Here is a 9,282-nt window from a genome sequence, read left to right as displayed (position 1 = left end):
TCATCACCTGTTTGACCATTGAGGGGTTCTGTGAATTTCACTGAACCATCTGTCGTATCCACAAACTTCACACTACCTGTTTGAGCTGCTTTCGCATACACTACTGTCTCAACGAGATCATAGTTTCCTGTTGAGATGAGATCAGCTGTGTCGATATTCTCAACTACTGATACTGCAGTAACTGTACCGTAGTTTGAAGTAACAGACTTAACGGAATAGCCGGCAAGAGTTGGTAGAGCTTGACCTTCAAGAATTGTATCGCCATCCTTAGCTGTCCAAGAATTCCAAGTCACCGATCCCGTCACTTCATTTCGAGTTCCTGTTCGCTCATATGTGACTGTTGTTGTATAAGGAGCCGCAACCTGACTACTATCTTCTTCTTTAATATAGTTAGTAGTTCGAGTAAAGACTAACGGATTATCTGTCACTTGAGTAGTCTTAGGAGTCAACTCATAAGTGAATTCTTGAACATTTCCATCAATCGTATCGTATGTTCCTGTTGGGGCATAACCATCCCGATTGACGACCGTATAGCCCATCGCTTCAAATTCCGCGATTTTTGTAGCTGGATCCCAGCCGAAAGTCTCCGCTGTTTTACCATTCAGGTTCTCTGTGTACTGAACACTTGAATCAGTAGTGTCAACGAACTTAACTGCTGCAACTTGTGGGTTTGCAGTATAGTAGTACGTAACGTCTGACCCTGTAGAAGAACTGTGCAACAAATTGAAATAGGCAGTCATCCGTACAGAACTTGTCTTAGTTGGAACAGTTGTATCCGTATTTCGTACATACTGCGCTGTAAAGGGTACTACCACTCTGCCTGGATTAGTTGCTGTAACTTCAATTGGAGAGTCAGAAACGGTTGGCAAAGCTAAAACTTCTGCAGGAGTAAAATCAGAATAATCATTTGGGTACTGAGCCAACAAACTAGAAGGGTTTCTTAATGGATATACTCCCGTCTTATCTGTTGTAAAGTAATCTCCAAGCTTTTTAGTTGCATTTACAGGTGAGTTTAATGTATGCCCTCCTGATAATGTAACACCGTCAGCCTGGGTGGCCGCAAATAGTTTATCTGTGATAATATTTAAAGTTCCCGCTTCCAATTGAGCGAAAAACTCCTCTGGAGAAGGAGTACTTGCCGCATCCCCAATAACTTGATAATACTCAGTGTATATCGTCGAAGTGTCTGTAATAACTAGCTTTCTGTATAACTGTGTATCCTGTGTCCCAATAATTTTACGATCTTTGGAATCAGTGTCATAGATATTAATTGGTAAATTTGACTTTTGATAGAGTACATCTCCAGCTACATAATTCCGTCCATGGTTAATATAGGAATCTGTATTCCCTGAGTCGCCAACCAATGTATATCCAGGAATATCAATTGGTGCGGTTGTATAAGTATCGTATCGCCAACCCTCTTGAACATAGATTGGTGCTAGTTCGGCACCTGTAGTTTTGTCTCTATATTTAGTCAACTGATATGTATACGGACTAAAAGTTCCACCAGAACTATTACTAGTGGAATTATCTGTATCTACTGCCCCCATTAAGAAAATAGGATCCAATCTTTTATTTGAGCTGAAAGCATAAGAATAGGTGGCCGTTGGCAGATTTGAACCACGAACCCGAACAGGTGTGTCGAGACTAATTGTCCCACCATCGAAAGCTACCGATGTCCCCGCAGGTTGGGTCAAATCAACAACAATACTAGCTTGAATAGAGTTGGTATTGTTGGCATCTACTTTTGTTAAGTAAAGCTTAGTTGGAATATCATTCCCAGCAGCATCTGTAGCTGTGTCTTCCTTTCGAGTAGAATAGAGGACATAGCTGGTTAAAACATTATTCGTATATTCTCCAGCTACAGCTTGAACATGATAACCATTTGGATCTTGAACGGGTGGAACAAGCGCTGTGACAGAATAACCATCTCTAGCTTCAGGTGTAGCTGAAGGATTGGTACGGAAACCTGAAGAACCTGAAGTCGTTGGTTCAGAAACCAGAGTTTCGTCTTCTTTTTTCTTAGTAACAACAAATGATAAAATATTAGTTTGCTTTTCAAAAATTTGTTGTACTAAAACTGGAGACTGGCCATCAGCAAGTTCATACCCTTCAGGAAGACTAGCAATGACTTTTACATATGTCGTTGCATTCAAACGATTGGTCTCAACAGCTTCAGTATGAGCTGTACGAGAAACACGTTGTCCAGTCTCCTCATCAATGTATCGAACCTGGTAGGTAATACCCGCTGTCCGAACATCACCAATTGCTTCCTCATCAGTAGCGATCTGATTGATTTGTTTCGCCACTTCCTCGCCATCTTCAACAGTTAAAGTGGTTTCAACTGGTGCTATAAGTTCAGCAGCAGAAACAGTCGAAGACTCCTGCAAGCTATTATCTGTAATTTCAGATGATGCAGATTCAGAGCTAAGTTCTGAACTCTCATTTAAAGCTTCAGAAGATTCATTAACTATTGCCGACTCACTTTCAACATCCTGCGATGTAGTTGAATCCAGCGAACCTGAATTCACTGAAACTGATGAATCTAAACCTGTTTCTGCAGAAGTTACTGAAGAACTTGAAGTTTCATCATCTGTTTTGATTGACTCAGGCTGAGTAGAATCTGTAGTTGGCACTATCGTTTCAGAAATTTTCTCTGTTGAGCTAGTTACACCTTCAGTAGAAGTAATCTCTTGCGCTGAAACAAGTGGACTACCTGCTAGAAGTAGGAAGGCCGCTATGACCGTGGAACCAACACCAACGTTGAATTTCCTTATTGAAAAACGATATTGCTTTTCACCAAACATACGCTTCTTTTTATGAAACATATTTTTTCTTTTTTCCATGATAATACTCCTTTTAGTTTATCACTATTACACTATCATATCTTGAGACATTTTGCAAGCAAAAAATATGCAAAAAACGCCAAACGCATGGAAAATTTCTTCTCTCCTTTTGCCCATGCACCTAGATGTTGTAAATCATGATAAATATTTACCACCTTTTCCTCGATTTCCAAATAATTGTGGCAAATGATTCTCCAAATGGACAGAAATATAGCGTTGTTTGCGTCGGTAACTCCGCTTCTGCTTAGGAAAGATTTTCATTTGCAAGAGATGGAGATAAGTCTTACGAATATCATTTAAATTGAAGGCCGCTCGTTTATCTAAGGTTTGATTCTTATCTACTCGGTAAACCACATCTAACAACTAATGTAGGCACTCAACCGACCAATGACCGCGAATAACCTGAGAAAAAGTCTGTACATCACTCTTGAAACGGAGGATAAAGTATCGAACTTCTTCCGTAATGACGCCGTCTTTATCAATATAGTTAAATGAAATAAAAACAATACTTTTATACCCGTGGTGCTAGTTCATTTCAAAATAGCGTCAGTTATGAGCTAGAATAATTTGTTCCATTCGTAGCTGTAGTCCGGCTATCCCTCTAGCAAGTGTATGTTCGATGTCAAAGAAACGACACAGTTCAGAAAAACGTATTGCAATAGTTCGTCTCAGAGCCATCACCTTCCAATCATTATGTTCTTAGGCCCCTGTCATGTTTTTACGAAATGGCGTACATAGATGGTAACCTTGTTGATCTAAGTCCTTCTTGAGTGCACTGCTCAGGTAGCCTAAATAACCTAGGATAACCGATTGCTTACACCCCTCTAATAGCTAAAAACCCACCTCTACATCGTGGACAGAGGCGGGTGTGAGCACATAGTTCAAAATATAATCAGATAAGGTCACCAGCATATGAACCTTGAAGCCGTAGAACCTATGATGTATAGAGGCATTGTGGCAAATATTGGCTAATACTTTAAAAATGGTAGGTCTGTGATTGCGAACGGGTTGGCAAAGTGGCAAGGGAAAACTATCTATAATGGCTAGTTTATCAGATGGAAGCATTTCACTCATAGCTTTTCGGATGAATTGGACGATCCAAATCATTTGTTGACCGATGATTGAAACGACTTCTTTCTAGTAACTGACCACAAGGAAAGAGGTGGCAGATGGTGTAGAAATGGCCTTGTGATGTTATGCCTAGTTCTGCTTGTAACAAAAGCAAGACAAGGTGTGATTCATCTGAAACTTAGGCTAAACTATCATTAGGCCGATGTTTGAAGGAATCTGGACAATAGTTTTGGTAGGAGTGATGACAAATTTGCGATAATTGGCGTACATTCCATTGCAAATGATGAGATTTTAGCGGTATACTGTAAGTGGCTCATTTGGACTAACCTCCTGTATGTTTCATCACTTACAGTATGGTCCATTTGGGCTTTTTATTGTAGTTTGAAATGAACTAGCACCACGGGTATTGTATACAAATAGGTTTCATTCCTAAAAGTAAGAGTGTTAGTCTGAAACTAAGAAACTTGACTTCCTCCCTAGCTTAATTTTACAAATTAGGAACTTAATAAGTAATATTACTCCGCCTTATCAATATCTTCTCTAACTTCCTTGGCGTTGAACTTAGCGAAAAGATACTGGCGGTCTTGAACTGGAAAGCGTTGATCCAGCTGATCGACTGGGCCAACCTCGATATTTCCTTGTGAAATGATATAGTCCATAACATGGCCCCCAAAGGTCAAATCGTCTGAGATAAAATGCAAATGATAACCAGCCACACTGACCCCGTGAAAAATCTCTGGTGTCCAAATACCAACAATGGTGCCTGAAATATTCTCAGCGGTATACTCAGGCTGGCGACTTGCCACTTCCGTGAAACGGACATCCGAAGCCGATTTAGGAATCATACGAACATGCATCCGTGAAAACGTCCCTTTGATTTTGATAGAACGAAAAAGATTTTCGCCATCGTAATAGGATTCAATCCGCTGGTGCAATTCATCGCTGGTCATTTCAAAGCGTTGTTTGAAAATCACTTCTGCCTCATGGAAAATGACCGCCGCATAGGGAACCTTCATATCAGAAGGAACTTCAACCACTTCTGGTTTCTCCCCTGCCCCCTTGGCCTGATAAGCCTTTCCATCTAGGACAATCAGCTCACCATCAATAGAATCCAGAGTTCCCAAGCCTAAATCACCATGTTCCAGCAATTCGCCAACCGTCAAAGAACCGTCATATAAACCCGCCATCAAGGCACCGAGTGTATTGTATTGAAATAATCGATTTACTTGCATAACTTACTCTTCATTCAAAAATTCTTGCATGGCTAAATCGTCTGGCACCAATTGGATATAACGACTAGCTTGCTCTCTTGCCTCCTCCAAACGACCAAGTTGACGTAATAACCCTACATAATCAACCAAAAATTCAGGATTTTCCGCCAATTCTCGAGCTAATTCAGCGTAAAGCGCAATAGCTTCATCATCTCTTTCTAGAGCTTGATAGGCTTTGGCCACATTCCAACGCGCCAAGACATTGTCCAGCTCCTCGTCAAACAAGGCCACCACCTCATCAAACCGATCCTGCTCCAAATAGAGATTGGACAAGCGGAGGGCTAATTCATTACTATCATCTGCCACCTCTTTTGCCTTGAGAAGATAGTCTTCAGCAGCTTCCTCATCGTGCATTTCATAGGCATACTGAGAAGCTTGCAGCAAGAGATTGGCATCAAAATCATTTTTGGCCAAGCCCTTTTCTGTCATTGCCAAGGCTTCTTCAATCTTATGCTCGGCATGAAGGGATTGAGCGTAGGCATATTCATAGCCCTCAAAATCAGGATTGATGGTATCCAGCTGCTTGAAGTAGAGATTGGCCTTTTGGTATTCTTCGCTTTCAAATAGCAGAGCAGCTAACTCAAAAACAGTCTGGTCATCGTATTCCAACTCGACAGCTTTTTCCAGAAATTCAATGGCCGCTTCAAATTTCCCCAAACTTGCATAGGCAAGACCGATTCGCTGGTAGGTAGAAACCCCAGTTAATTCGTAGATTTCACGATTATCCAGCTGGGCATAGTAAGAGATGGCTTCATTAAAAAATTCCAACTCCATATCCAACTCTGCTAAGCCAAATAAAATAATTGGTTCATCAGATATGTGACTAGCTTCTAACAATTTCTCACGCGCCACATCCGACAAGCCTTCTGCCTGATACAGGTCCGCCTTGACCAATAATGCTTCAATGTAGACAGGACTGTCTTCCGAAATTTCCTCCAAATAAGCAAAAGCTTCTTCAACCAAACCATCCTCAAAAGCAATCTGTGCCAGATTGAGAACTACCTCAGGATAGGTTTCCTTAAGTTGGTCATAGATTTGTGCAGCCTGAGGGAAAAAACCAATACTTTCCAGATAGGCAGCCAAGGACAAAAGCGTTTCACTATCATCTTGCTCCAAGGCTCGTTTAAAATACTTATTAGCTTTCTCTAAATCCTGCTGACCGATACAAGCCACCATTTTTTCACTATTATTCATCTCGAACCGTCTGTTCTCCTTCCTCAACATATAAACCGCTATACTCTCTATACCAGTTAAAAGCCGCCTTGACCACTACCTTAATAGTGGCATAGATTGGAATTCCTAACAAGACCCCTAACACACCATACATCTGACCAGCAGTCAACAAGACGAATAAAATGGTAATGGGATGAATACTCAAAGAGCTACCAATAATAAGTGGAGTTACAAAACGACCTTCAATGGTCTGCTCCAACATGAAAACAATCAAAACCTTGACCAACATGACAGGTCCAGCAATCAATCCTAACACTACTGCAGGAATCATAGCCAAAAATGAGCCCAAGTAGGGTATCAGATTAAGGAAACCAGCCATAACCCCCAAGGTTACAGGATAACTAAGTCCAATCACTGAAAACATGACCGAAAACATGAGTGCAACAATAATAGCAACCGTCACCTGGCCACGCACATAGTTAGACAACTGAGCATTGACATCTGTCAAAACCTCGCTGACGGATGAACGCCATTTGGTTGGCAAGTACTGCGTAACATGAGTATTTAACTGTTGACCATCTCGCAATAGATAAAAGAGGATGAAAGGCATTATCAATATTGCTACAATTATCTGAGAGGCCGTTGAGATCAAACTACTCGCCCAGTTTACCGCACTAGATGAAAATTTCTGTGCATAGGAAATAATTTGATCATTGACCTTATTTAACATTTCCAAGGCAGTCGGACGAAACTGTTCAAATTGCTCATTTTCCAATAAGGTCGTTACGTGACTTTCAATCTTTTGAATATTAGATGGCAAATTTTGGGCGAAAGAAGTTACCTGCCCTTGAATACTTGGAATAGCAACAGCCAACCCCCATACCAAAAGCATACCAATCAATACAAATAAAATCGAAATTGCAACTGTCCGTGTAATCTTGTATTTCTCTAACCAGTCCACAATTGGATTCAACAAATAGTAAAGTAAACCGGTCAACAACATAGGTAGTAATATTATTTCGATAAAACTTCCAATCGGCTTCAGCAAAAAACTAACTTTAGTAAAAACGAAAATAGTCAATAAGACCAATAAGGTCACTAGAAAGAAAGTAACAGCTTGATTATTTAAAAACCACTTAAAAAACCAAGACAGTCTAAATCGTTGATTCTGCTCATCCATATCATTACTCCAATTCGTTTTTCTCTATTGTACCATGTAATGGATTTTTTTAGACAAATGAAATATAGGATTTCTCAGACTTTCCAGGAAAAATATGATATAATTTTTACAATCATTTTCAAAGGAGATAAACATGGCTATCTATTTCGGCACATATACCAAACGTGATTCAAAGGGCATCTATAAGGCTCAGTTTAACAATGAAACTGGTCAACTCAGCAACTTAGAATTAGTCACTGAAGAACCAAATCCAACCTACCTTGCTTTTGACAAAACTGGACGACTTTATTCAGTCGGGGCTGAGAATGAGCAAGGGGGAATCGTAGCTTTCGATACAGATTTCAGCAACCTAAACCATGTGGTTAGCGAGGGTGCACCTCACTGCTATGTAGCCGTTGATGAAGAAAGAAATCTAGTTTATGCTGCCAATTACCACAAGGGGCAAGTTCTGGTCTATAAACGATTAGAGGATGGCTCCTTAGAACTGGCTGATGTAGCTCAACATGAAGGATCTGGACCACATGAAAACCAAGCGTCTGCCCATGTTCACTTTTCCGATTTAACACCTGATAAGTTCTTGGTGACCTGTGATTTAGGTGCTGACCAAGTTGTGACCTACAAGGTTTCAGACCAAGGAAAAGTAGAAAAATTGGCAACCTATCAGGCCGCTGCTGGAAGTGGCCCACGTCATATCGTTTTCCATCCAGTTGCGAAAATTGCCTATCTCATCTGCGAACTTAATTCAACTATTGAAGTCCTTATTTACGATGGCTGGGGAGAGTTCGAGCACCTACAAACTATCTCTACACTTCCACAAGACCATACAGGTTTCAACGGCACAGCTGCTATACGTATCACCAAAGATGGAAAATTTGTCTACGGTTCTAACCGTGGTAACGACTCAATCGCCGTCTACAAAACACTTGGCGATGCCAGTCTTGAATTGGTCCAAATCGTGTCAACCCAGGGCAAGACACCCCGTGACTTTACCCTAAGCCCAGACGAGAAACACCTAATCGCTGTCCACCAAGATTCTGATAATGCGACTGTTTTTTCAAGAGATACAGAAACAGGTCAACTAACGGAACTTTCTCATGATTTTTACCTACCAGAAGCTGTATGTGTCACATTTTTTGAAGACTAATTATTTGTGAAATCGCTCTACTTTTGGTTTAATATTTGTATAGGAGGTGAATTACATGAATCCAGTAGATCTTTTCAACGAAGTTAAAGACTTAATCGCAAACAAAGACTTTGACGGAGCTAAACAATTTATCGAAGAAAACAAGGACAACTTCGGCGAATACTTGGAGCAAGCAAAAGGCTTGTTGTCAGGTTCTGAAGGCGTAAGCGGTCTTTTGGACAAGGTTAAAGGCTTGTTCTAATACATGTAAAAACTAGGCTGAATTTCAGTCTAGTTTTTTGTTATTATTTCAAGAATAATAAGTAGAAAAACCTTCGCTTTTCTAGCTCAGGTATAAAACAGTCTCCCAGACATTGAAAAACAAGTCCGAAGTTTTTCGGACTTGTTCTTACTATATCCCTCGCTATGCTAGCTTGGGGATAAATTAGTACACTGTACTACGAAAAACAAGTCTGGAAATTTCCAGACTTGTTCTTATTATAACCCTCGCTATACTAGCTCGGGGATAAAACAGTCTACAAGACATTGAAAAACAAGTCCGAAAATTTTCGGACTTGTTCTTACTATAACCCTCGCTATGCTAGCTCGGGGATAAAT

General features: G+C 40.5%; 6 protein-coding genes and 2 pseudogenes. 2 read left to right on the top strand and 6 right to left on the bottom strand.

Annotated elements, in window-relative coordinates:
• From ACEE44_RS10075 to ACEE44_RS10050, 6 genes and pseudogenes are all read right to left on the bottom strand, one after another.
• Positions 1 to 2,846, bottom strand: a 2,846-nt coding sequence (locus ACEE44_RS10075; RefSeq protein WP_449172141.1) for a mucin-binding protein, incomplete at its 3' end; no start/stop codon positions are given.
• A 135-nt stretch (positions 2,847 to 2,981) separates the two neighbouring features.
• Positions 2,982 to 3,335: pseudogene (locus tag ACEE44_RS10070) on the bottom strand (ISAs1 family transposase); the annotation flags it as partial.
• Positions 3,336 to 3,392: 57 nt separating this feature from the next.
• A pseudogene (locus tag ACEE44_RS10065) lies at positions 3,393 to 4,234 on the bottom strand (IS982 family transposase).
• 198 nt (positions 4,235 to 4,432) lie between these two features.
• Positions 4,433 to 5,149 (bottom strand): acetolactate decarboxylase, encoded by a 717-nt coding sequence (gene budA / locus ACEE44_RS10060; protein ID WP_449172140.1) that lies wholly within the window; start codon positions 5,147 to 5,149, stop codon positions 4,433 to 4,435.
• A gap of 3 nt (positions 5,150 to 5,152) precedes the next feature.
• Positions 5,153 to 6,382, bottom strand: a complete 1,230-nt coding sequence (locus tag ACEE44_RS10055; protein WP_449172139.1) for a tetratricopeptide repeat protein — start codon at positions 6,380 to 6,382, stop codon at positions 5,153 to 5,155.
• Entirely contained in the window at positions 6,375 to 7,541 is a 1,167-nt protein-coding gene (locus ACEE44_RS10050; RefSeq protein WP_449172138.1) for an AI-2E family transporter, read from the bottom strand. Before ACEE44_RS10050 ends, ACEE44_RS10055 begins: the two co-directional genes overlap by 8 nt.
• A 133-nt stretch (positions 7,542 to 7,674) precedes the next feature.
• Between ACEE44_RS10050 and ACEE44_RS10045 the strand changes: the two genes are divergently transcribed.
• The gene (locus ACEE44_RS10045) at positions 7,675 to 8,685 is read left to right on the top strand and encodes a lactonase family protein (protein WP_449172137.1); all 1,011 of its coding nucleotides are present in this window, start codon (positions 7,675 to 7,677) and stop codon (positions 8,683 to 8,685) included.
• Positions 8,686 to 8,740: 55 nt separating this feature from the next.
• Complete coding sequence (locus tag ACEE44_RS10040; RefSeq protein ID WP_105117419.1) at positions 8,741 to 8,926, top strand: hypothetical protein; 186 nt, start codon at positions 8,741 to 8,743, stop codon at positions 8,924 to 8,926.
• The last annotated feature ends 356 nt before the right edge of the window (positions 8,927 to 9,282 follow it).

The organism is Streptococcus sp. 32226D021BW (genome assembly GCF_053545015.1).
This window is presented reverse-complemented; position numbering and strand designations above follow the sequence as displayed.

Bases quoted from the DNA above. Each gene is read 5' to 3' on its own strand.
- budA (WP_449172140.1), bottom strand. From the start codon at position 5,149: ATGCAAGTAAATCGATTATTTCAATACAATACACTCGGTGCCTTGATG.
- ACEE44_RS10055 (WP_449172139.1), bottom strand. From the start codon at position 6,382: ATGAATAATAGTGAAAAAATGGTGGCTTGTATCGGTCAGCAGGATTTA.
- ACEE44_RS10050 (WP_449172138.1), bottom strand. From the start codon at position 7,541: ATGGATGAGCAGAATCAACGATTTAGACTGTCTTGGTTTTTTAAGTGG.
- ACEE44_RS10045 (WP_449172137.1), top strand. From the start codon at position 7,675: ATGGCTATCTATTTCGGCACATATACCAAACGTGATTCAAAGGGCATC.
- ACEE44_RS10040 (WP_105117419.1), top strand. From the start codon at position 8,741: ATGAATCCAGTAGATCTTTTCAACGAAGTTAAAGACTTAATCGCAAAC.